The sequence below is a fragment of the Pseudoxanthomonas sp. GW2 genome, assembly GCF_000283075.1.
In the GTDB taxonomy this organism is placed as follows: domain Bacteria; phylum Pseudomonadota; class Gammaproteobacteria; order Xanthomonadales; family Xanthomonadaceae; genus Pseudoxanthomonas.
Genome location: NZ_ALIP01000020.1, coordinates 1 through 20,016 on the forward strand (window position 1 = coordinate 1; position 20,016 = coordinate 20,016).

20 protein-coding genes are annotated in these 20,016 nt (G+C 71.7%); 11 read left to right on the forward strand and 9 right to left on the reverse strand.

The genetic code is table 11. The features are described from left to right. Window positions 1-3,038, forward strand: a 3,038-nt coding sequence (locus tag B351_RS0101605) for a type I restriction endonuclease subunit R (protein WP_019397311.1), incomplete at its 5' end; no start/stop codon positions are given. Between the two features lie 680 nt (window positions 3,039-3,718). Here B351_RS0101605 and B351_RS0101610 read toward each other — a convergent pair. From B351_RS0101610 to B351_RS0101620, 3 genes are all read right to left on the reverse strand, one after another. Beyond that, window positions 3,719-4,372, reverse strand: coding sequence for a hypothetical protein (locus tag B351_RS0101610; RefSeq protein ID WP_026010228.1), 654 nt, complete (start codon window positions 4,370-4,372; stop codon window positions 3,719-3,721). An 86-nt stretch (window positions 4,373-4,458) separates the two neighbouring features. Continuing rightward, the gene (locus B351_RS0101615; RefSeq protein WP_019397312.1) at window positions 4,459-4,842 is read right to left on the reverse strand and encodes a response regulator; all 384 of its coding nucleotides are present in this window, start codon (window positions 4,840-4,842) and stop codon (window positions 4,459-4,461) included. Next, complete coding sequence (locus B351_RS0101620; RefSeq protein WP_019397313.1) at window positions 4,839-6,209, reverse strand: sensor histidine kinase; 1,371 nt, start codon at window positions 6,207-6,209, stop codon at window positions 4,839-4,841. Before B351_RS0101620 ends, B351_RS0101615 begins: the two co-directional genes overlap by 4 nt. 229 nt (window positions 6,210-6,438) lie before the next feature. Here B351_RS0101620 and B351_RS0101625 point away from each other — a divergent pair, with 229 nt between their 5' ends. Both B351_RS0101625 and B351_RS0101630 read left to right on the forward strand, forming a co-directional pair. Then, on the forward strand, window positions 6,439-6,951 hold the full coding sequence (locus B351_RS0101625; protein WP_019397314.1) for a ferritin-like domain-containing protein: 513 nt from the start codon (window positions 6,439-6,441) through the stop codon (window positions 6,949-6,951). A 46-nt stretch (window positions 6,952-6,997) separates the two neighbouring features. Further along, entirely contained in the window at window positions 6,998-7,894 is an 897-nt protein-coding gene (locus B351_RS0101630; RefSeq protein WP_019397315.1) for a manganese catalase family protein, read from the forward strand. Between the two features lie 51 nt (window positions 7,895-7,945). On the opposite strand, the gene B351_RS0101635 is transcribed toward B351_RS0101630, so the two are convergent. Next, window positions 7,946-8,524 carry an isochorismatase family cysteine hydrolase gene (locus B351_RS0101635; protein WP_019397316.1) on the reverse strand — a complete coding sequence of 193 codons (579 nt, stop codon included), beginning with the start codon at window positions 8,522-8,524 and terminating at the stop codon, window positions 7,946-7,948. Then, complete coding sequence (locus B351_RS0101640; protein ID WP_019397317.1) at window positions 8,505-8,684, reverse strand: hypothetical protein; 180 nt, start codon at window positions 8,682-8,684, stop codon at window positions 8,505-8,507. The genes B351_RS0101635 and B351_RS0101640 overlap by 20 nt, the downstream gene beginning before the upstream one ends. Window positions 8,685-9,036: 352 nt before the next feature. On the opposite strand from B351_RS0101640, the gene B351_RS0101645 reads away from it, so the two are divergent. The 4 genes from B351_RS0101645 to B351_RS0101660 all read left to right on the forward strand — a co-directional run bounded on the left by B351_RS0101645 (window position 9,037) and on the right by B351_RS0101660 (window position 12,902). Beyond that, window positions 9,037-9,339 (forward strand): hypothetical protein, encoded by a 303-nt coding sequence (locus B351_RS0101645; RefSeq protein ID WP_019397318.1) that lies wholly within the window; start codon window positions 9,037-9,039, stop codon window positions 9,337-9,339. Window positions 9,340-9,482: 143 nt separating this feature from the next. After that, on the forward strand, window positions 9,483-10,781 hold the full coding sequence (locus tag B351_RS0101650) for a sigma-54 dependent transcriptional regulator (protein ID WP_019397319.1): 1,299 nt from the start codon (window positions 9,483-9,485) through the stop codon (window positions 10,779-10,781). A gap of 88 nt (window positions 10,782-10,869) precedes the next feature. Next, a complete protein-coding gene (locus B351_RS0101655) occupies window positions 10,870-12,396 on the forward strand; it encodes an FAD-dependent oxidoreductase (protein WP_019397320.1) in 1,527 nt (508 codons plus the stop codon). Then, window positions 12,396-12,902 (forward strand): hypothetical protein, encoded by a 507-nt coding sequence (locus B351_RS0101660; RefSeq protein ID WP_019397321.1) that lies wholly within the window; start codon window positions 12,396-12,398, stop codon window positions 12,900-12,902. Before B351_RS0101655 ends, B351_RS0101660 begins: the two co-directional genes overlap by 1 nt. On the opposite strand, the gene B351_RS16030 is transcribed toward B351_RS0101660, so the two are convergent. Further along, window positions 12,810-13,436 (reverse strand): hypothetical protein, encoded by a 627-nt coding sequence (locus B351_RS16030; protein ID WP_019397322.1) that lies wholly within the window; start codon window positions 13,434-13,436, stop codon window positions 12,810-12,812. The genes B351_RS0101660 and B351_RS16030 overlap by 93 nt on opposite strands. On the opposite strand from B351_RS16030, the gene B351_RS0101670 reads away from it, so the two are divergent. The 4 genes from B351_RS0101670 (at window position 13,392) to B351_RS0101685 (ending at window position 16,493) form a co-directional block, all read left to right on the forward strand. Then, window positions 13,392-14,627, forward strand: a complete 1,236-nt coding sequence (locus tag B351_RS0101670) for an SDR family oxidoreductase (protein ID WP_039730754.1) — start codon at window positions 13,392-13,394, stop codon at window positions 14,625-14,627. The two genes, B351_RS16030 and B351_RS0101670, sit on opposite strands and share 45 nt — an antisense overlap. Then, complete coding sequence (locus B351_RS0101675; RefSeq protein ID WP_026010230.1) at window positions 14,608-15,081, forward strand: DUF2269 domain-containing protein; 474 nt, start codon at window positions 14,608-14,610, stop codon at window positions 15,079-15,081. The genes B351_RS0101670 and B351_RS0101675 overlap by 20 nt, the downstream gene beginning before the upstream one ends. 102 nt (window positions 15,082-15,183) lie before the next feature. Further along, on the forward strand, window positions 15,184-16,068 hold the full coding sequence (locus B351_RS0101680) for an SDR family oxidoreductase (protein ID WP_019397325.1): 885 nt from the start codon (window positions 15,184-15,186) through the stop codon (window positions 16,066-16,068). Beyond that, window positions 16,065-16,493: a hypothetical protein gene (locus B351_RS0101685; RefSeq protein WP_125108947.1), complete on the forward strand. Its 429-nt coding sequence runs from the start codon at window positions 16,065-16,067 to the stop codon at window positions 16,491-16,493. Before B351_RS0101680 ends, B351_RS0101685 begins: the two co-directional genes overlap by 4 nt. On the opposite strand, the gene B351_RS0101690 is transcribed toward B351_RS0101685, so the two are convergent. The 3 genes from B351_RS0101690 to B351_RS0101700 form a co-directional block, all read right to left on the reverse strand. After that, complete coding sequence (locus B351_RS0101690; RefSeq protein ID WP_019397327.1) at window positions 16,442-17,308, reverse strand: glucose 1-dehydrogenase; 867 nt, start codon at window positions 17,306-17,308, stop codon at window positions 16,442-16,444. The genes B351_RS0101685 and B351_RS0101690 overlap by 52 nt on opposite strands. An 88-nt stretch (window positions 17,309-17,396) precedes the next feature. After that, window positions 17,397-18,410 (reverse strand): cytochrome d ubiquinol oxidase subunit II, encoded by a 1,014-nt coding sequence (gene cydB / locus B351_RS0101695; protein WP_019397328.1) that lies wholly within the window; start codon window positions 18,408-18,410, stop codon window positions 17,397-17,399. Continuing rightward, complete coding sequence (locus tag B351_RS0101700) at window positions 18,407-19,804, reverse strand: cytochrome ubiquinol oxidase subunit I (RefSeq protein ID WP_019397329.1); 1,398 nt, start codon at window positions 19,802-19,804, stop codon at window positions 18,407-18,409. Before B351_RS0101700 ends, cydB begins: the two co-directional genes overlap by 4 nt. Window positions 19,805-20,016 lie beyond the last annotated feature (212 nt).

The following is a 20,016-nucleotide window of genomic DNA, read 5'->3' on the forward strand; positions in this document are numbered from 1 at the left end:
GCCTGAACCCCGGGGTGCCGCCGGAGGCGCGGCAGGACGCGATCGGCAGGGTCACGCAGTCCGAACTGCCCGCCCTGCTCGAAGAGAACCGCCGTCTCCACAGGCTGCTGTCGGAGGGCGTGGACGTCGAGTATTACGCCGACGACGGCACGCTGGCCGCCGGCAAGGTGGTGCTGGTCGACTTCGAACACCCGGAGAACAACGACTGGCTGGCGGTGCGCCAGTTCACGGTGATCAACGGCCGGAACACCCGCCGGCCCGACGTGGTGGTGTTCGTCAACGGCCTGCCGCTGGCAGTGATCGAGCTCAAGGCGCCGGGCAGCGGGAACGCCACGCTGGCCGGTGCCTTCAACCAGCTGCAGACCTACAAGCAGCAGATCCCCCAGCTGTTCCACACCAACGCGCTGCTGGTCACGTCCGATGGCATCTCCGCCCGGGTGGGGTCGCTGTCGGCCGACCTGGAGCGGTTCATGCCGTGGCGCACCACGGACGGTCGGGAGGTCGCGCCCAAGGGGGCCCCGGAACTGCCGGTCCTGGTCGAAGGCGTGTTCGAGCACCGCCGCCTGCTCGATCTGTTGCGGGATTTCACGGTCTTTGGCGAGACGGGTTCCGGGCTGGTGAAGATCATCGCCGGCTACCACCAGTTCCACGCGGTGAAGAAGGCCGTGGAGTCCACGGTGCGCGCGGCCATGCAGGTCCAGGAAGTGGACGAAGATCCCGCGGAGTACGGTCTGCCCAGCGTGAAGTCCCAGCGCCCGGGCGACCGGCGCGCGGGGGTCATCTGGCACACGCAGGGCTCCGGCAAGAGCCTGCTGATGGCCTTCTACGCGGGGCAGCTGGTCAGGCACCCGGCGATGGAGAACCCGACCCTGGTGGTGCTGACCGACCGCAACGACCTGGACGACCAGCTCTTCGCCACCTTCTCCATGTGCCGTGACCTGATCCGGCAGACGCCGGTGCAGGCCGAGAGCCGCGAGCACCTGCAGGCGCTGCTGAACCGCGCATCGGGCGGCGTGATCTTCACCACCCTGCAGAAGTTCGGCGAAGTCGCGGAACCGCTGACCACACGCCGCAATGTGGTGGTCATCGCCGACGAAGCGCACCGCAGCCAGTACGGCTTCAGGGCCAGGGTGGACGTGAAGACCGGCGAAGTCTCCTACGGCTTCGCCAAGTACATGCGCGACGCCCTGCCGAACGCCTCCTTCATCGGCTTCACCGGCACGCCCATCGAGGCCGATGACGTCAACACCCCGGCGGTGTTCGGCCACTACATCGACATCTACGACATCAGCCGGGCGGTGGAAGACGGCGCCACGGTGCCGATCTACTACGAGTCCCGCCTGGCGCGCATCGAGCTGGACGAGGACGAGAAGCCCAGGATCGACGCCGAGGTGGAGGAGATCCTGGAGGGCGAGGAAGAGACCGCCCGCGAACGCGCCAAGCAGAAGTGGGCCACCATCGAGGCGCTGGTGGGCGCGGAAAAGCGCCTGCGGCAGGTGGCCGCCGACATCGTGCAGCACTTCGAAAGCCGCGTGGCCGCGCTGGACGGCAAGGCCATGGTGGTGTGCATGAGCCGCCGCATCTGCGTGGCCCTCTACGACGAGATCGTCAAACTGCGCCCGGACTGGCACAGTCCGGACGACAGCGCCGGGGTGGTCAAGATCGTGATGACGGGGGCGGCCAGCGACCCGCCCGAGTGGCAGCCGCACATCGGCAACAAGGCCCGGCGCGACCTGCTGGCCAGGCGTGCCCGCGATCCGGACGATCCCCTGAAGCTGGTGATCGTGCGCGACATGTGGCTGACCGGCTTCGACGCGCCCTGCATGCACACCATGTACGTGGACAAGCCGATGCGCGGGCATGGCCTGATGCAGGCCATCGCGCGCGTCAACCGCGTGTTCCGCGACAAGCCCGCCGGCCTGGTGGTGGACTACATCGGCATCGCGCAGAACCTGAAGTCGGCGCTGGCGCAGTACTCGCCCAAGGACCGCGAGAACACCGGCATCGACGAGGCCGAGGCCATTGCGGTGATGCTGGAGAAGTACGAGGTCGTGCGCGGCATGTTCCACGGCTTCGACTACGCCACGGCGTTGAGTGGAACGCCGCAGGAGCGGCTGGCAGTGATGGCGGGGGCCATCGAATGGGTGCTGGACATGCAGCAGCGGCTGGCGGCGCAGGAGACTACGGACGAGGGCAAGAAAAAAGCTCATCGCCGCTACCAGGACGCCGTGCTGGCCCTGTCCAGGGCCTATGCCCTGGCCGCCGCCTCGGACGAGGCACGCGCGATCCGCGAGGAGGTTGGTTTCTTCCAGGCCATCCGTGCAGCGCTGGTCAAGAGCGGCACCGGACCGGGCCCGACCCGGCAGGAGCGCGAGCTGGCCATCCAGCAGATCGTCAGCCGCGCGGTGGTGTCCACCGAGATCGTGGACATCCTGAAGGCCGCCGGGCTCAGGAGCCCGGACATCTCCATCCTCTCGGACGAGTTCCTGGCCGAGGTGCAGCAGATGGAGAAGAAGAACCTGGCGCTGGAGGCCCTGCGCAAGCTCATCAACGACGGCATCCGCTCGCGCAGCAAGGCCAACGTGGTGCAGACGAAGGCGTTTTCGGAGCGACTGGAGGATGCGGTGGCCCGCTACCACGCCAACGCCATCAACACGGCCGAGGTACTGCAGGAACTCATCGCGCTGGCCAAGGACATCCGCGCGGCCCACCAGCGCGGCGAGGAGTCCGGCCTGTCGGACGAGGAATACGCCTTCTACATGGCGTTGGCCGAGAACAACAGTGCGGTTGAAGTAATGGGAAATGATCAGCTCATGGTGATCGCCCACGAGCTGCTGGTGAGCCTGCGCGAGAACGTGACGGTGGACTGGGCGCACCGGGAATCGGCCCGCGCCCGCGTGCGGGTGCTGGTCAAGCGCATCCTGCGCAAGTACGGCTATCCGCCCGACCTCCAGGATGCTGCCGTGCAGACGGTGTTGCGGCAGGCCGAGGCATTGTCGTCGACCTGGTCATTGTCGCGTCACGGGGCAACAGCCTGAACGGCCGACAGGGGTAGGGATGAGGTGCGCAAGCGGTCCAGCCCTCGCTCCTCTCTGCAGCGCCAAGTTACTGACGTAGCGTGCTTTTGTTGGCTCGCATGCGCTTGTAAGTGATTAATTTTCCTGGATATGAGGTGGTGGCGACGGACTCATAATCCCTTGTTCCCTGGTTCGAATCCTGTTGGGCCCACACCCGCCGCCGACGGCGGGCGGCAGCCACAATTCGCCACCGCGGTCGCGGTTTGGCGCATTGCGCAATGCCACGCCGCTGGCATCATCGGACCGACGACGCCCTGCGCGCGCCTGCGTGCCACCGGAGCCGCGTAACGCCGCATGGAACACTGGATCCCGCGGCGCGTGTCGGGTTTTTCCTGACATTTTCAGGAGTTTCCTGACAGCGCCCGCCGGCGTTCTTTCACATAATTCCCGGCGCCAGCGTGCAGGCGCCCTGGACATTCCCCCCGGGCGCCAATCCCCTGCACACCGCCCAAATCCCCTTTCGGCGGCCAGCTGGTCTCGGTCCATGAAGGACCGAGGATGGAGATCCGCGCGGCCTCCCCAGCCGCGCACGCCGGATGCCGCCACCCGGGTGCCAAGCGCACCGATGACGGCATGGACGCCCGGAAGGCTCGTCGTGACCCGGCTTTATTCCCGCCAGCACCGCCTGCCGGCAACCTTCCCTACTTCTTCCCGCCGCTGCCCTGCGGCTTGTCCTTGCGTGGAGCGCCCTGGTCGTCCGCGCCGGGGTTGCCGTCGCGGTGGGGTTCGTAGGTACGCCAGGCTTCGCCGGTCGAGCCCTTGGGACCGGGGCCGTAGTCGTGCAGTTCCTGCGAGCGGTCCTCGTAGCCGCCGGGGCCTTGCTCCTTGCCGGCCGTGCGCTGGCGTCCGCCGTCGCCCGTCCCGTCCCAGTCCCGCGGAGGCCAGTCGCCGCGGTCGGGGTCCGGACCGGTACGGCGGGAATCCGCGCCGGTACCGTATTCCTCCGGACGGTCGTCGCTGGCGTTGAGCGAGGCGTCATCGCGGCCACCGGCACGGCCGGCGACCTGGCCGGGGTTGCCGCCCTCGCGCCGGGCCGGCGCGTCCGCATCCCGGCGGCCACGGTCGGAGGCCGCGGGCAGGCCGGAGGACTTGCCGGAGGCGGCCGGCTTGCCGGAAGTGGCGGTATCGGCGGTGTCGGCAGGCTGCGGCCTGTCGTGCTTGGCGTGCTCGGCCATGGGGCTGGGTCCTTGTTCGGGCGCGGCGTGCGCGTCGCGGGGCGGACGTGCTCCCGGGTGCAGCAGGTCCAGGACCACGGCCTTCAGCTCGGCGACGCCGCTGCTGGGTTCGTCTGCCATGGATACGCCTCGGCGGATGTGCATGCCGTGTACGGCGGAACGGCCATGGTCGGCCGCGGCGCCTTCGCGGGGCGTGAACCCGCGCCTCAGGCGGCGCCGTGGCTCCCGCCGCACAGCGCGGCCAGCGCCCGCGCCAGGTCGTCGCGCCCGAACGGCTTGCTGAGCACCGGCAGCGTGGCAAAGCGCGGCGGCAGGCTGCCGCTGCCGTAGCCGGTGATGAACAGCGTCGGCACGCGCGCCTCCAGCAGGGCGTCCACCGCGTCGTAGGACTGCTCGCCGGCGAGGTTCACGTCCACCAGCGCGATGTCGAAATGCTCGGGCGTGCGTGCCGCGGCCACCGCGCCCTCGGCCGAGCGTGCGCGCGCGGTTACCTCCACGCCGAGGTCGGGCAGCAGTTCCTCCAGCAGCGCCAGCAACAGGAACTCGTCCTCGACCACCAGCGCGCGTACCGGTTGCGGGTTCCCGCTCATGCTGTGCTTGCCTCCACCAGCGGCACGTCGATGTGGCAGCTTACGCCAGATGCTTCGAACGCGAGCACGACCTCGCCGTCGAGGTCGTGGCGCAGGCCCTGTTCCACCAGGCGCGTGCCGAAGCCGCGCCGCTGCGGCTCGACGACCGCCGGGCCGCCGCTCTCGCGCCACTCCAGCCGCAGCCGGCGTGGGTGGCCGCCCTCCTCGTGCACCTCCCAGCGGATCGCCACCGTGCCGCCGGGCGCCGACAGCGCGCCGTACTTGACCGCGTTGGTGCACAGCTCGTGCAGCGCCATCGACAGCGCCAGCGAGGGCCGCGGCGCCAGCCACACCCGCGGGCCGTCGATCAGGAAGCGCTCCAGGCCGTGGCCCATGCCGGGGCCGATCGCGGTCTCGACCACGTCGCGCAGCCAGGTGCCGTTCCAGCGCGAGGCGGTCAGCAGCTCGTGGCCCTTGGCCAGCGCCAGCAGGCGGGCGTGGAAGCGTTCCACCGCCTGGCGGTCGGCGCCGGTGCGGGCGAAGGTCTGCACCGCGATCGACTGCACCACCGCCAGGGTGTTCTTGACCCGGTGGTTGAGTTCGTCCAGCAGCAGGCGCTGGTGCGTCTCCTGCCGGCGGCGGTCCTCCACGTCGGTGGTCGCACCCACCCATTCGTGCACCCTGCCGTCGTCGCCGCGCACCGGCACCACGCGCGAGGCCAGCCAGTGGTAACGGCCGTCGCCCCGCAGCCAGCGGTACTCGGCCTCGAATACCTTGGTTTCCTCGCGCGCGCGCGCCACCGCATGCGCCACCCGGGCGTGGTCGTCCGGATGCAGGTGCTCCGCCTGCAGTTCCAGCCGCGACAGCGGCGGCGGGTTCTCGACCCCGGGCCCGACCAGCACCTGCACCCGCGACCAGTCCGGGTCCAGGCGGTAGATGACGCTGGAACTGGCACTGGCGATCGCGCGCAGGCGCCGTTCGTTGCGGCGGGCCACGTCTTCGTGCGCGGTGCGCTCGGTGACGTCGCGGATGGTGGCCGCCACTGCCTGGACGCTGCCGTCGGCGGCCAGCACCGGCGCCAGGATGTAGTCGTGGATGCGTTCGCCGCGCGGGCCGTGGAAGCGGGCATCGCCGCGCAGGCGGCGCGCGGTGGCGAACACCTGGTCGATCTCCGAACCGTGCATGGCCGCATCCCTGGGCGCGTAGCCCAGTTCCAGCAGCGAGCGGCCGATCACTTCGGCGCGCGGGCGCCCCAGCGCCTCCAGCAGCGCGCGGTTGGCGTAGATGCAGCGGTGCTGGCGGTCGAACAGGCAGGCCAGGTCGGGAGTGGACTCCAGCAGGGCCTCGGCCGGCCCGCATCCGGCGGCCGGCGCGGGCGTGGTGTCCATGATCGAACTTTCCGTCGGCATCGTGCGCGGGCCCCCGGTGTGATCGATGCGTGAAGTCCCGCGCCCAAGATAACGGGCCCGGCGGTCATGAATGTGAAGGCTGCGCCGAGCCGGTACCGGCGTCCGGCGGTGCAAACCCTGCACGGACGTAACACGGGGCGTGCACCGGCACGGGCGCAGGGTCGGACGTCCGCGGCACGCCTGCCGCCACGATCACGGGAAAAGACACATGACGCGTTCGACCACCGAGCGGCTGCTGAAGTGGCTGCAGGATGCCTACACGATGGAACAGGAAGCCGAGACCATGCTCAAGGCCATGGCCGGCCGCCTGGAGCACTACCCCGAGCTGCGCGGCCGCATCGAGGCGCACGTCGCCGAGACCCGGCAGCAGTCCGAGCGCCTGGAGACCTGCATCCGTGGCCTGGACGGCAGCATCCCGGTGGCGCGCGGCATGCTCGCCGACGCCATGGCGGCGATGCACGCGGCGGGCAACTCGATGATGAGCGACGAGGTCGCCAAGGGCCTGGGCATCAGCTACGCGTTCGAGCACATGGAGATTGCGTCCTACCGCGCGCTGGTGATCGCCGCGCGCGAGGCCGGCCGCGAGGACGTGGCCGCCGTGTGCGCGCAGATCCTGCAGGAAGAGGAAGCGATGGCCGACTGGCTGCTGCAGCACCAGGAGTCGGTGATCCTCGCCTTCCTCGCGCGCGAGACCACCGAAGGCGTCACCGCCAAGCGCTGACGCCGCCACCCAGCCCCCCCGCCAGGTCCCACGGAGAGTTTCCCCCATGTTCATCCACAACAAGCGCCTGATGTACACCGTACGCGTCGCCCGTCCCGACCCGGACCTGGCCACGCTGATGCTCGAGCAGTTCGGCGGCCCGCAGGGCGAGCTGGCCGCGGCCATGCGCTACTTCACCCAGGCCCTGGGCGACAACGACCCCGGGCGCAAGGACATGCTCTACGACATCGCCACCGAGGAGCTGAGCCACCTGGAGATCATCGGCTCGATCGTCGCCATGCTCAACAGCGGTCCCAAGGCCGTGCTCTCCGAGGGCATGGAGGAGGCGATGGAGATGCGCACCCTCCCCCAGAACAGCACCAGCCATACCCAGCAGATCCTGTACGGCGGCGGGCCGGCGCTGGTGAACTCCAGCGGCGTGCCGTGGACGGCGGCGTACGTGGACACGATCGGCGAGCCGATGGCCGACCTGCGCTCGAACATCGCCGCCGAGGCGCGCGCGAAGATCGTGTACGAGCGGCTGATCAACGTCACCGACGACCCCGGGATCAAGGACGCGCTGACTTTCCTGATGACCCGCGAGATCGCCCACCAGAAGTCGTTCGAGAAGGCGCTGTACGCGATCCAGGACAACTTCCCGGCCGGCAAGCTGCCCGGCGATCCGCGCTTCACCGACACCTACTTCGACATGTCGCAGGGGCCTGGCGATGCCCAGGGCCCGTGGAACAGCGGTCCGCAGTGGGAGGTGGTTTCCGACCGCGGGCAGCAGGCCGCGGTCGACGGCGGCGACGGCGAGGCCACGGTCAAGCTGTCGGCCAGCCAGAAGGCCGCGATGAAGGCGCTGGTGGAGCGCACCGCGTCGCGGCCGGACGTGGATCCGGTCACCGGCGCCGACCTCGGTGCAGGCCCGGGCGCAGGCACCACCACGCCGGTGGAGAAGTAACCGGGAACGGGAAACGGCCGCGCGCGCGGCCGTTCCCTTAGCGGGTGGGTGCTATTGCGGGAACAGCCCGTGCACGCGGTTGCTGGCCACGGTGCGCGCGTTGAGCGAACGCGAAAGCAGCGACAGCGCCTCGCGCTTGCGCTGCGGCTGGCGCGAGGCCACGCAGTCGCTGGGCACCCAGGTCCCGTATTCGGCCATGTTCGCGTCCTGCGCGGTGGCCAGCACGCAGGAATCTGCGGCGATGCCGGTGATCACCAGGCGCCGCACGCCCAGCTTGGCCAGCAGCACCGGCAGCGCGCTGCTGGCGAAGGCCGAATGCTTGGGCTTGAGCACGTGGTAGTGCTGCGGTTGCGGCGCCAGGCGGGTGGCGATCTCCGCGGGGATGCCGCCGGCTTCCACGCAGGACGCGACCAGGTCGCGGAACTCGCCACGCCACTGCGCGAAGTTGTCGTTGACGTGGATCACCGGCGCGCCGGCGCGGTCGAAGCGCGCGCGCAGGCGCACCAGCGCCGGGGTGATGCGGCGTGCGGCGGTGGCCATGGCTGCCCCGTCCGGGAAGTCGAACAGGTTGATCATGTCCACCAGCAGCAGGGCGGGGGTCCTGCGCCGCCTATCCTTGGCCACGTCCACGCGGCGGCTCCGGGTTCACGTGCGGCGGCTCCCCGCGACCCTTGCGCGCGCCCGGTTGCACCTCCGGATCGTTGCGGTCGCGGCTGTCGTGCTTGCCGGTCTGTTCGCCGCGCCGGGCCGGTTCCCGCGACGGCGGCGGCTGGTCCTGGTCGCGGTTCATCGGCGGCGCTCCGGCGGCCGCGCCGGCGCGGGCATGCCGGCACCGGGACGCGCCGGTTGCGGCGAAGGGTCGGGAACGAACTGCTGTAGCAGTTCCGGAAGATGGCGGCGCAGCCGCGCCGGGTCGAGCGCGCTGCTGCGCGCGGGCGGATGGGGTCGGGGGATGGTCGGGACGCGATGTGGCATGGGTGCCGGGACGCGCACTGTCGGACCCGCGCCGTGCATGGCACGTAAAGCGGATGCAGGTTTGTGTTAAACGCGCTGCAGGACCGCGGCGGGCGCGTTCACACCGGCCAAAGCCCGGGCGGGGTTTCATGCACTGGCCGCACGTGCGGCATCCGTGGAGGACTGCCATGCGAATCCCCCTGCTTTGCGCTGTACTGGTCCTGGCCTGTGCGGCCTGCGACCGCCGCGAGGAACAACCCGCCGTGGATCCGGCCAGCACCGGTACGGTGGCGCCCGCCGACACCACCGTCCCGGCCGACACCACCACGCCGGATCCGACCATGACCGATCCGTCGATGCCGCCGCCCGCCGATCCCAATGCGCCGGCGACGCCGTGCGCGGAGAACGATCCCAACTGCGTGCCGACGACCACCGATCCGGCGACCGACCCGGCGACCAATCCGCCGCCTCCCACCCAGCCGACCGAGTGACGGCCCCGCCCCCCGCCCGGCGCACGCCCGGCGGGGCAGGCAGGCGGGTTGCACGCGTCACGCTTTGACGTCGCCGTGCGATCGCGCCTACCCCCGCTTAACCGGGCGGGGTCGGCGCTGCACTCATTCCCCCGAGGCCGCACATGACCCCCACCGTCCTGATCGTCGACGACGACGCCGGCTTCGCGCGCGCCGCGGGCAGGCTGGCGGCCGACGAAGGCTGCGGCGTGCAGCTGGCCGGCACCCTGGCCGAAGCACGTGCCTTCGTGCGCGACCACGCCACCGACCTGATCCTGCTGGACCTGACCCTGCCGGATGGCAACGGCATGGACCTGCTCGATGGCCTGGACCTGGCGCGCCATGGCCAGATCGTGGTCGCGACCGGCCGTCCCAGCGTCGACACCGCGGTGCGCGCGATTGCCTCGCCGGTGGTGGAGTACCTGGTCAAACCATTCCGCCCGGAACAGCTGCAGGCGGTCCTGCGCCGCATCGCGCGGCGCAGCTGGCCGGGCCTGGGCGGGGCTGCCGACGCCATCGAGCTGGCCGGCGGCTCGCCCGCCATGCGCCGGCTTGCGGACCTGGTGCTGCGCGTTGCGGCAGGCGACGCGCCGCTGTTGCTGTGCGGCGAGCCGGGCAGCGGGCGTGCGGCCGTGGCCCGTGCCATCCATGCAGCCAGCGGCCGCGAAGGCGCCTTCGTGGCGGTGGACTGCGGTGCCTTGCCCGCCGCGCGCATGGAGGCGGCGCTGTTTGGTGAAACGGACACCGACTCCCATGCCTGCGCGTTCGCACGCGCCGCCGGTGGCAGCTTGCTGGTAAACGCCGCCGAGCGCCTGCCGCCGCATGTGCAGGCACGCCTGCTTGCGGTGGTCGAGGGACGCCAGGCGGCCACCGTCGATGCCCCGGCCCCGCGCCTGCTGTTCTGCGTCGCCGGCGACCCCGCGCGCAGCGTGGCCGAGGGCCTGCTGCGCGCGGACCTGTACCACGCCATCGGCGCGCTGTCGCTGCGGGTGCCGCCGCTGCGCGAGCGTGGCCAGGACGTGGTCGTGCTCGCGGACCTGTTCATCCAGCGGCTCAACGAGGGCCATGGCCAGGACAAGCGCCTGGCCCCCGGTGCCGACCATGCCCTGCTGCGGCATGCCTGGCCCGGCAACGTGCGCGAACTGCGCGCCGCCGTGCATGCGGCCTACCTGCTGCAGCGCTCGCCGCTGTTGCACGTGGAGCCGCAGGGCAGCGTGCCGGCGCCCGCGGACGGCGAGGGCGCGCGCATCGGCTTCAGCGTCGGCACCAGCCTGGCCGACCTGGAACGTCGCGCGGTGGACGCAACCCTGGCCCATTACGGCAACGACAAGGCCGCCGCCGCCCGCGCGCTGGGGATCAGCGTGCGCACGATCTACAACTACCTGGCCCGCCGCGGCGAGGAACGCGGCCGCCCCGTGGAGTGAGGGGCCGGTTGCCCGCCGACGGCGCACGACGGCGGGTTCACGCCGGCTGCCGGATGGTGCGGAGGCCCCCGCCGCACAGGAGCCCCGCATGTCCACCGCACGCACCATCCCGGTCTGGGCGCCCATCGGCGACGCCACCGCCGCCTGGTTCGAGGCGCAGGCAGCGGACGCCGTGCAGGACGTGGTGGTGGTGGGCGCCGGCATCGCAGGGTTGACCACCGCCGCCTGCCTGCTGCGCGAGGGCAGGCAGGTGCTGGTGGTCGACCGCGGAGGCGTGGGCGCGGGCGAGACCCTGCGCACCACCGCGCACCTGGCCTCCGCGCTGGACGACCGCTTCACCCTGCTGCAGCGCCACCACGGCAAGGACGGCGCGCGCCTGGCCGCGGCCAGCCACGCGGCGGCGATCGACTGGATCGAGGACCTGGCCAACGGTGCGCCCGACTGCGGCTTCCACCGCGTGCCCGGCTACCTGTATTCGCACACGGGCGAGCCGGAGGGCCTGCGCCGGGAGATGCAGGCCGCGCGCGAGTCCGGGCTGGAGGTGCGCTGGTGCGAGGCGGGCGAGGAACTTCCGGCGCGGTTCGGCCCGGCGATCCGTTTCGCCGGCCAGGCGCGGATCGACGCCGGCGGCTACCTGCTGGCCCTGGCGCGCGAGGTACGCGATGCCGGCGGCCGCTTCCTGCGCGCGCACGTGCAGCGCGTGGCCGGCGGCGACGAGCCGGTGCTGCACCTGGACGACGACAGCGTGCTGCGCGCACGCGCCGTGGTGGTCGCCGCCAACGTGCCGTTCCACGGCACCACCGCCACCTTCCCCAAGCAGGCGCCGTACCGCACCTACGTGGTCGCCGGGCGCGTGCCCGCCGGCACGGTGCCCGACGCGCTCATCTGGGACGATGCCGATCCCTACCACTACGTGCGCCTGCGCGAGACCGCCGATCCGGAATGGATGGAGCTGCTGGTCGGCGGCGAGGACCACAAGACCGGCCAGGACGACGATCCGCAGGCCTATGCGCGATTGCAGGAATGGACCCGCGAGCGCTTCCCGCAGGTTGAATCCTTCCATGCCGCCTGGTCCGGCCAGGTGCTGGAGCCGGCCGACGGCCTGGCCTTCATCGGCGCCGACCCGCACCACGACAACGTGTGGCTGATCACCGGCGATTCGGGCAACGGCATGACGCATGGCACCCTGGGCGGGCTGCTGGTCGCCGACCTGGTGCAGGGCCGCGACAATCCCTGGCGCGAACTCTACGAGCCCGGCCGCCAGCCGCTGCGCGCCGGCGGCGAATGGCTGCGCGAGAACGCCAACGCCGTGCTGCAGTACCGCGACTGGGTGCGGCCCGCGCAGGTGGCGGAGGTGGCCGACATCGCCCCCGGCACCGGCGCGGTGCTGCGCCGCGGCCTGCACCGGGTGGCGGTGTACCGCGCCGGCGATGGTTCGGTGCATGCGTACAGCGCGCGCTGCACGCACATGGGCTGCGTGGTGCGCTGGAGCGGCGAGGAGAAGTCCTGGGACTGCCCCTGCCACGGTTCGCGCTTCGAGGCGCGCACCGGCGTGGTGCTCAACGGTCCGGCCAACGCGCCGCTGGCACCGTACGCACTGGAGGACGAGGACTGATGTCCGCCGGCGGCTGGGCCTATGCCGGATACCTGGCCTGGCTGGCCGCCGGCTTCCTCGACTTCGCCCAGCATCGCCGCACCGACCTGCCGCACACCTCCGGCCTGCGCGAGTCGTCCATGCATGCGCTGCAGCTGGGCCTGCTGGGTGGTGGCGTGCTGGCCTGGCTCGCGTTCGCGCCCGGCCCGGGCCTGCTCGCCGTGCTTGCCGCCCTGGTGGTGGCGCATGCGGTGGCCGGTTACGTGGACACGCGGACCGCGTTCGGCCGGCGCACGATCACACCATTGGAGCAGCACCTGCACAGCGTGCTGGACATGGCGCCGTGGATCGCCCTGGGCGCGATCGTGCTGGTGCAGGGCGGCGCGGACCGCGCCGCGGGCTGGGCCTTGCGCCCCGAGCCGGCGCCGGCGCCGCTATGGCTGGCGCTGCTGTTGCCGCCGCTGGCGCTGTGCGTGCTGCCGTGGCTGCACGAGTTCCGCGCGGCGCTGCGCGTGCGCGGGGGCTGAGCCGTGCCGGCGCGCTTTCACCAGGTCGCACAGCGCCAGGCCCAGGGCGAAGCCCGCGTACGCGGCCGCCACGCCGGACGCGCCGATGCGGTTCTCGAAGCCCGGGCTGAGCCGCCGCGGCACCACGTGGTAGTCGACCACGTAGGCGAGGGCGGCGATCCCGGCGGCGCGCAGCAACGGCGGATCGGCCGGACGCCTGTGGCCCCAGGCCTCGTAGCCGCCGGCCCACAGCAGCGAGCTGGCATGGTGGATGGCGTAGCCGAGCAGGGTATGCCGCGCCGACCAGCCGCTGGCATGCCGGGCCGGCCAGTCCCAGACCCACTGGCTGGCGGCATTGGTGCCGGCGGGCACCGATCCGCTGCGCCACCGGCTGCGGGCGGAGACCACCAGGGTGGAGATGATGCTCGCCACCGCCCCGGACCCGAGCGCACGCAGCAGGACGGCACGCCATCCAGGCGCCTGCGGATCGTGGTGGCCGGGGGGCGCGGGATGATCGGCGGCGCGGTCGCGCGCAGGTTGCGGCAGGCGGGTCATGAGGTGGTCCTCGCGGGACGCGGGCAGGGGGTGGACCTGGCGCTGGACTTCAATGCATTGCCGCCGCAAGGGGAACTGGTGCGGCGCCTGCGCGGCCACGACGTACTGGTCAACGCGGTGGGCATCTTCCAGGCGCAAGCACAGCAGAGCTTCGATGCGGTGCACGTGAAGGCGGTGGCCGCGCTGTTCGGCGCCGCGGTCCAGGCCGGGATCGGGCGGCTGCTGCATGTGTCCGCGCTGGGCGCGGAGCTGGGCGGCAGCACCGCGTACTTCGACTCCAAGGGGCGCGCCGAGGTCCTGTTGCGGCAGCTGCCGGCGCCGGTGGTGATCGTGCGTCCCTCTCTGGTGTTCTCGCCGCAGGGCGCCAGCAGCCGCTTCTTCCTGGGGCTGGCGACCTGGCCGCTGCTGCTGCTGCCGGGCGGCGGACGCCAGCCGGTGCAGCCGCTGCACCTGGACGACCTGGCCGAGGCGCTGGCGCGGCTGGCGACCTGCGCGGAGCCGCCGGATACGCTGGAGGCGGTCGGCCCGCGTCCGCTGCCGCTGCGCGACTACCTGCGCGAGCTGGGCGCGGCACTGGGCCGCGCGCCCCGGGTGGCAAGCCTGCCGATGGCGCCGCTGCGGCCGCTGCTGCCGCTGGCTGCGCGCCTGAGTGGCGGCCTGGTCGGGGCCGATGCGCTGCGCATGCTGGAAGCCGGCAATACCGGCGACCCGGACGGCATCACCGCCGTGCTGGGCCGCCCGCCGCGCGATCCGTCGGTCTTCATCGCCGCCCCGGAGGCCGCGCGCCTGCGCGCCGGCCTGCGCCTCCGCCGCGCCGTGCTTGCCCTGCGCGTGTCGCTGGCGGCGATGTGGCTGGGCACGGCCTGGGTCTCGCTATGGGGCTACCCGCGCGAGGCCAGCCACGCGCTGCTGGCGCGGGTCGGGCTGCACGGCGGGGTGGCCGAAGCGGCCCTGTGGAGCGGTGCGCTGCTCGACGCGCTGCTGGGCATCGCCATGCTCCTGCTGCCGCGGCGGCGTCCGGTGTACTACGCCCAGCTGGCGCTGATGGCCGGATACACCGTGCTGATCAGCCTGTGGTTGCCGGAGTTCTGGCTGCATCCGTTCGGCCCGCTGCTGAAGAACGTCCCGATCGCCGGCGCGATCCTGGCCCTGATCCTGCTGGACCGAGCGCATGGACCTGGTGACCGTTAAGTACCTGCACGTGCTCTCCTCCACGTTCCTGTTCGGCACGGGCGTGGGCACGGCGTTCTACCTGCTGTTCATCAGCCGCACCCGCGATCCGGCGGTGATCGCGCCGGTGGCGCGGCTGGTGGTGGTGGCCGACTGGCTGTTCACCGCCACCACCATCGTGGTGCAGCCGCTCACCGGGCTGTACCTGGCCCGCGGACTGCACATCCCGCTGTCCACGCCGTGGCTGTACTGGTCGATCGTGCTGTACGTGGTTGCCGCGGCCTGCTGGCTGCCGGTGGTGTGGCTGCAGATGCGCCTGCGCGACATCGCCGTGGCCGCCGCCGCGCAGGGGCGCGAGCTGCCGCTGCAGTACGCCCGCGTGCTTGGCGCCTGGACCGCGCTCGGTTTCCCGGCGCTGGTCTCGTTCCTGGCGATCTTCTACATGATGGTGGCGCGGCGGGTGCCATTCGGCTGAACCGCAGCCGTGCAAGGTCTGCACGCTCCGGCGCCCCCGCTTCACGCCGGCTGGCCGGCGCGCAGGGCCCAATGGCCGCCCCGCCGTTACCGGGAGTCTCCCATGGCCCAGCACAAGCCACTGGACCAGCAGGTCATCGTCGTCACCGGTGCCTCCAGCGGCATCGGCCTTTGCACCGCCCTGGCGGCGGCCGAACAGGGCGCGCGCGTGGTCCTGGCGGCGCGCAGCCTGGACGTGCTGGAGGAGGCCGTCGCCACCATCGTCGCCGCCGGCGGCCAGGCGCTGGCGGCGCAGTGCGACGTGTCCAGGCGCGCGGACGTGGACGCGGTGGCGCGGCTGGCGCACCAGCGCTTCGGCGGCATCGACACCTGGGTGAACAATGCCGGGGTCTCGATCTACGGGCGGCTGGAGGAAGTCGGCGAGGCCGACAGCCGCCGCCTGTTCGACGTGAACTTCTGGGGCGTGGTCAACGGCTCGCTGGCCGCGCTGCCGTTCCTGCGCGCCAGCGGCGGCGTGCTGGTGAACCTGGGCAGCGAGGTGTCGGACGCGGTGGTGGCGCTGCAGGGCATGTATTCGGCGTCCAAGCACGCGGTGAAGGGCTTTACCGATGCGCTGCGGGTGGAGGAGGAGCACGTGGGCGACAGCCCGGTCTCGATCGTGCTGGTGCAGCCGACCGCCACCGATACCCCGTTCCCCCAGCACGCGCGCAACTACATGGACCGCGAGCCCAAGCTGCCGACGCCGCTGATCGATCCGTCGCGGGTGGCCGCGGCCATCCTGCACACGGCCAGCCATGGCGGCCGCGCGACCCAGGTCGGCGCGATGTCGAAGTTCAACTCGCTGGCCAGCCGCCTGGCACCGGCGCTGGCCGACCGCATGGCCGCGCGCCAGGCCGACCGCCAGCAGCTGGACGCGCCGCCGCGCGATCCGCGCGGTACCCTGGACCACCCCGGCCATGGCGGCCGCATCCACGGGGGCGCGGCATGAGCGCGCAAATGCCGCCCGGCCTCGCCGCGTCCGCCGGCGGCGACTGCCCTTGCTGCCGCAGCGTGGACGTGGTCCCGCCGCTGCGCGCGCCGCTGGCGATCCGCGCACGCGGCGAGGACGGTTACGCCCGCTGGTTTGCCGGCACCTTCGATGGCCGCTGCTGGTGGTCACCGGAACTGCCGGCCGGCGGAGGCCACTGGGCGGTGGTCGGCTGGCGCGCGCTGGAAGGGCTCGCGCCGGAACGCATGCCACCGTGCCAGCGCAGTTCGCGCCACGGGCCGCGCCTGTTCCGCGGCAGCGGCGGCGCGCTGCACGCACCACCACCTTCCGCCCGCGCCCCGCAGCCTGCCGCGCTGCGGGGGGCCTGGGGCGCCTACACCACCACCGCGCCGCCGGAGATGGTCAGCAACGCGCCGGAGGTGTAGCTGGCCTTGTCGCTGGCCAGCATCACGTAGGCCGAGGCCAGTTCCGCCGGCTGCCCCGGCCGCCCGAACGGCGTCTGGTCACCGAAGGTCTCGACCTCCTCCTCCGACATGCCGGCGGGGATGAAAGGCGTCCAGATCGGGCCAGGCAGCACCGCATTCACGCGCACGCCGCGGTCGGCCAGCAGGCCGGCCAGGCCGACGGTGAGGTTGGCCACCGCGCCCTTGGTGGCGGCGTAGGGCAGGATGTTGGGCTTGGGCTTCTTCGAGTTGACCGAGGCGGTGTTGATCACGCAGCCGCCGCCCTCCAGCATCGGCAGGCTCAGCCGCACCAGGTTGAACACCGCGTGCACGTTGGTTTCGAAGGTGCGGCGCCACTCGTCCAGGGTGATCTCGTCGAAGCTCTCGAAGTAGCGCTGGTAGGCGGCGTTGTTGACCAGTACGTCCAGGCCGCCGAATTCCTTGCGGACCCGTTCGATGAGGTCGGCCGCCTGGTGCGCGTCGCTGATGTCGCATTCCACCAGCAGGGCGCGGCGGCCCGCGGCCACGATCTGCTCCTGCACGTGCTGCGCATCGTCGCGCTCGCCGGGGAGGAAGGCGATGGCCACGTCCGCGCCCTCGCGCGCGTAGGCGATCGCCACCGCGGCGCCGATGCCGCTGTCGCCGCCGGTGACCAGGGCGCGCTTGCCTTCCAGCTGGCCGCTGCCGACGTAGCTGTCCTCGCCATGGTCCGGGCGCGGCTCCATGCGCGAGGTCTTGCCGGGGAAGGACTGCTGCTGGCGCTTGAACGGCGGCTTCGGGTAATCGGGCAGGGCCATGGCGGTGCTCCGTGGTCGGGGGGAACCGCCAGTGTGTGTGCAGGCCGGTAAAGGCCGTGCGCGCCCGCCGTTGTCGCGGCGTGATGCGTCAGTGGTATCCGGCGTCGGCGCCGACCTTGCCGCGGAACACGCGGTAGGACCAGGCGGTGTAGCCCAGCACCAGCGGCAGCAACACGACCAGCCCGACCAGGGCGAAGACCTGCGACGAGGGCGGCGCGGCCGCCTGCCACAGGGAGTAGGTCGGCGGAACGAGGTACGGCCACATGCCCAGCACCAGGCCGACGAAGGCCAGCGCGAACAGCAGCAGCGACAGCAGGAACGGCCGCGAATCGGGGCCGCCGCGTCCGGTCGTGCGCCACAGCAGCACCGACACGACCAGGGCGCACAGCGGCACCGGCGACAGCCACCAGAAGTTGCCGCTCTCGAACCAGCGCGCCATCACCCGCGAGCTGAGGAAGGGCAGCCAGGTGCTGACCAGGCCCAGCGCGGCGATCACCACGCCGGCCAGCATCCGGGTCAGCCCACAGGCCAGGGTGCGCACCGGGCCTTCGGTCTTGAGGATCAGCCAGCTGCCGCCCAGCAGTGCATAGCCGGCGGCCAGCGCCAGCCCGGTGAGCATGGTGAAGGGACTGAACCAGCCGAACGCGCCGCCCACGTAGCGACCGTCCTCCACCGCCAGGCCCTGGACGATGGCGCCGAGGATCACGCCCTGCGCCACCGCCGCCAGCAGCGATCCGGCGAAGAACGCACCGCCCCAGACCCAGCGCGAGCGCCGCGCCTTGAAGCGGAACTCGAAGGCCACGCCGCGGAACACCAGCGCCATCACCATCACCAGCACCGGCAGGTACAGCGAGGACAGCACCAGCGCGTACACCGCCGGGAACGCCGCGAGCAGGCCGACGCCGCCCAGCACCAGCCAGGTCTCGTTGCCGTCCCAGATGGGCGCGGCGGTGTTCATCATCAGGTCCAGTTCCTGCGGATTGCGCGCGAACGGGGCGAGGATGCCCAGGCCCAGGACGAAGCCGTCCAGCACCACGTACATCAGGATCCCGAAGCAGATCACCACGAACCAGGCGACCGGCAGCCATTGCTCCATGCTCATTGGTCTTCTCCGGGCATGCCGGCCGCGGAGATCGGCCGTGCCGGGGTGCGCTCGCCGCCTTCCAGGTCCGGGCCGTCGCGGTCGGGCACCGGGCCGCGGCGCACCAGCCGGGCGAGGTACCAGACCCCGAAGCCGAACACGAAGGCATAGCCGACGACGTAGGTGGCAAGCGAAGCCAGGACCATGCCGGCGCTCTGCTCGCCCACCGCATCGGCGGTGCGCATCAGCCCGTGTACCACCCAGGGCTGGCGCCCGATCTCGGTGACGAACCAGCCGGCGACCAGGGCGATGAAGCCCGCCGGCAGCATCAGGTTCCAGGCGCCCAGCAGCAGCCGGCTGCGCAGCAGCGTGCCGCGCCACCAGGCGAAGGCCGAGGCCCAGGCCAGCAGCAGCATCAGTACGCCGATGCCGACCATGATCCGGAAGGCATAGAACACCGGCGCCACCGGCGGCCGCTCCTCCGGCGGCACCGAGGTCAGCGGCGGGATGTCGCCGTCCCATTCATGGGTCAGGATCAGGCTGCCCAGGCGTGGGATGGCGATGGCGTGGCGGTTGGTCTCCGCCTCCTGGTCGGGCACGGCGAACACGGTCAGCGGTACCCCGGCGCCGGGTTCGGCCGGATGCCAGTGGCCCTCCATCGCCGCGACCTTGATCGGCTGGTGCTCCAGGGTGTTGAGGCCGTGCATGTCGCCGGCCAGGATCTGCAGCGGCACGGTGATCGCGGCGAAGGCCACCGCCGCGTGCAGCATGCGCCGCGCCTCGTCGGCCTGGATGCCGCGGCGCAGGAGCCAGGCCGACACGCCGCCGATCACGAAGCAGCTGGTGATGAACGCCGCCAGCGTCATGTGCACCAGGCGATAGGGGAAGGAGGGATTGAAGATGATCGCCAGCCAGTCCGCCGGCTCGACGATGCCACCGGCCAGCGCGTAACCGGCCGGCGTATGCATCCAGCTGTTGGCGCTGAGGATCCAGAACGCCGAGAACAGCGTGCCCACCGCGACCATGCAGGTGGCCAGGAAGTGCAGCTTCTCCGACACCCGCCCCCAGCCGAACAGCATCACGCCCAGGAAGCTGGCCTCCAGGAAGAAGGCGGTCATCACCTCGTAGCTCAGCAGCGGGCCCAGGATGCCGCCGCCGACCCGGCTCAGCTCCGGCCAGTTGGCGCCGAACTGGAAGGTCATGACGATGCCGCTGACCACGCCCATGCCGAAGGAGATGGCGAAGATCCGCATCCAGAAGAAGTAGATCCGCCGCCAGGCCGCATCGTGGGTACGCAGCCAGCGCCACTCCACGAAGGAAAGCCACCACGCCAGGCCGATGGTGAAGGCCGGGAACAGCACGTGGAAGGAGATGACGAACGCGAACTGGATGCGCGAAAGCAGCAGGGCGTCCATGGTCAATCCGTCCTGCACGCGGCGGATCGCCGGCGGGGGATGCCCACGGCATTGGAGAGGCTCGCGGCGTTCATCGATGCTCCGGAAGGCGCATGCGCACGGCGGTGGACGCGAGTGTGGGCAGCGGGCCGTGGACGGCATGTCAGCGAGGCGTGGAGGCATGCAGGACGCCCTCGGGCGATTGGCGGGGCCATCACGGCGGCCGCCGCATC

Excerpts from the sequence above, each read along its gene's own strand:
- B351_RS0101610 (WP_026010228.1), bottom strand. The coding sequence starts at position 4,372 with ATGGCAGACGAACCCAGCAGCGGCGTCGCCGAGCTGAAGGCCGTGGTC.
- B351_RS0101615 (WP_019397312.1), bottom strand. The coding sequence starts at position 4,842 with ATGAGCGGGAACCCGCAACCGGTACGCGCGCTGGTGGTCGAGGACGAG.
- B351_RS0101620 (WP_019397313.1), bottom strand. The coding sequence starts at position 6,209 with ATGGACACCACGCCCGCGCCGGCCGCCGGATGCGGGCCGGCCGAGGCC.
- B351_RS0101625 (WP_019397314.1), top strand. The coding sequence starts at position 6,439 with ATGACGCGTTCGACCACCGAGCGGCTGCTGAAGTGGCTGCAGGATGCC.
- B351_RS0101630 (WP_019397315.1), top strand. The coding sequence starts at position 6,998 with ATGTTCATCCACAACAAGCGCCTGATGTACACCGTACGCGTCGCCCGT.
- B351_RS0101640 (WP_019397317.1), bottom strand. The coding sequence starts at position 8,684 with ATGAACCGCGACCAGGACCAGCCGCCGCCGTCGCGGGAACCGGCCCGG.
- B351_RS0101645 (WP_019397318.1), top strand. The coding sequence starts at position 9,037 with ATGCGAATCCCCCTGCTTTGCGCTGTACTGGTCCTGGCCTGTGCGGCC.
- B351_RS0101650 (WP_019397319.1), top strand. The coding sequence starts at position 9,483 with ATGACCCCCACCGTCCTGATCGTCGACGACGACGCCGGCTTCGCGCGC.
- B351_RS0101655 (WP_019397320.1), top strand. The coding sequence starts at position 10,870 with ATGTCCACCGCACGCACCATCCCGGTCTGGGCGCCCATCGGCGACGCC.
- B351_RS0101660 (WP_019397321.1), top strand. The coding sequence starts at position 12,396 with ATGTCCGCCGGCGGCTGGGCCTATGCCGGATACCTGGCCTGGCTGGCC.
- B351_RS0101670 (WP_039730754.1), top strand. The coding sequence starts at position 13,392 with ATGATCGGCGGCGCGGTCGCGCGCAGGTTGCGGCAGGCGGGTCATGAG.
- B351_RS16030 (WP_019397322.1), bottom strand. The coding sequence starts at position 13,436 with ATGACCCGCCTGCCGCAACCTGCGCGCGACCGCGCCGCCGATCATCCC.
- B351_RS0101675 (WP_026010230.1), top strand. The coding sequence starts at position 14,608 with ATGGACCTGGTGACCGTTAAGTACCTGCACGTGCTCTCCTCCACGTTC.
- B351_RS0101680 (WP_019397325.1), top strand. The coding sequence starts at position 15,184 with ATGGCCCAGCACAAGCCACTGGACCAGCAGGTCATCGTCGTCACCGGT.
- B351_RS0101685 (WP_125108947.1), top strand. The coding sequence starts at position 16,065 with ATGAGCGCGCAAATGCCGCCCGGCCTCGCCGCGTCCGCCGGCGGCGAC.
- B351_RS0101690 (WP_019397327.1), bottom strand. The coding sequence starts at position 17,308 with ATGGCCCTGCCCGATTACCCGAAGCCGCCGTTCAAGCGCCAGCAGCAG.
- cydB (WP_019397328.1), bottom strand. The coding sequence starts at position 18,410 with ATGAGCATGGAGCAATGGCTGCCGGTCGCCTGGTTCGTGGTGATCTGC.
- B351_RS0101700 (WP_019397329.1), bottom strand. The coding sequence starts at position 19,804 with ATGGACGCCCTGCTGCTTTCGCGCATCCAGTTCGCGTTCGTCATCTCC.